We start from the raw sequence: 1,093 nt of genomic DNA on the forward strand, positions 1-1,093 counted from the left end.
ATTATTGCAACAACACACGCTGATAACAGGGACGTGACAATACAAGGCGACCCGCACCACCCAGCTAACTTTGGCCGTCTCTGCTCAAAAGGCTCGGCACTAGGTGAAACCCTAGATCTATCTAGCAGGCTATTGAAGCCCATTATCAAAGGGAAAACGGCCAGCTGGGATCAGACTATCAATCATGTCGCTACCCGATTTAAAGAAACTATCGATCAATATGGCCCCGAGTCCGTTGCGTTTTATGCTTCTGGCCAGCTCTTAACCGAAGATTATTACGTCGCTAATAAGCTGATGAAAGGGTTTATTGGCAGCGCCAATATCGACACTAACAGCCGTCTATGCATGTCTTCCTCCGTCGTTGGCCATAAGCGCGCCTTCGGCAGCGACACGGTTCCCAACTGCTATGAAGATTTTGAACTCTCTAAGCTAGTTGTTCTGATAGGCTCTAACGCAGCATGGTGCCACCCGGTACTGTTCCAACGCATCAAAAAAGCCAAAGAAACAAACCCGGACATGAAGCTCGTCGTTATTGACCCTCGAAAGACCGATAGCTGCGATATTGCCGACCTGCATATTCCAGTGAAAATGGGTAGTGATGTCGCCTTGTTTAACGGCTTACTCGCCTTCTTCATCACCTAAGAAATTACCGAGTGAGAATAAGTTAATACCGGTTACTTTTAATTTGGTCGCACTGGGGAGAGTCTTGTATTCCGCAACACCGTGGCCACTGAGGTGATTAGCACATACTCTGGCTTGCTCGAACAAAGGTGCTACCAGGCCAAAAGTGTCGCCTCTATGCTGAATGCACTCCCCCACAGCATAGATGCTAGGGTCGTACGTTTGTAATGTATCGCTGACAACAATGCCTTTTTCACAATGTAAGCCCGCTTTCTCAGCCAGTTCAAAATTTGGCCTGACGCCAATCGCCATAACAAATAAGTCGCAGTCGAGCTCACTTCCATCGGCAAAGCGAACGGCTCTAACATGCCCTGAATCATCTGCAAGAAGCTCTTCTGTCTCGGCCGGCATTTTAAACTTAACGTTTCGGCTTGTGAGTTCCTGCTGGAGTAAGTGACCGGCTGTCGCATCG

2 protein-coding genes are annotated in these 1,093 nt (G+C 48.4%); one reads left to right on the forward strand and one right to left on the reverse strand.

All coding sequences use genetic code 11. The features are described from left to right. Positions 1–642, forward strand: a 642-nt coding sequence (locus A3766_RS00190; RefSeq protein WP_156508565.1) for a molybdopterin-dependent oxidoreductase, incomplete at its 5' end; no start/stop codon positions are given. On the opposite strand, the gene A3766_RS00195 is transcribed toward A3766_RS00190, so the two are convergent. Beyond that, the coding region (locus A3766_RS00195; RefSeq protein WP_197479128.1) for an FAD-dependent oxidoreductase at positions 619–1,093 on the reverse strand (475 nt) is incomplete at its 5' end. The genes A3766_RS00190 and A3766_RS00195 overlap by 24 nt on opposite strands.

The organism is Oleiphilus sp. HI0132, from assembly GCF_001635845.1.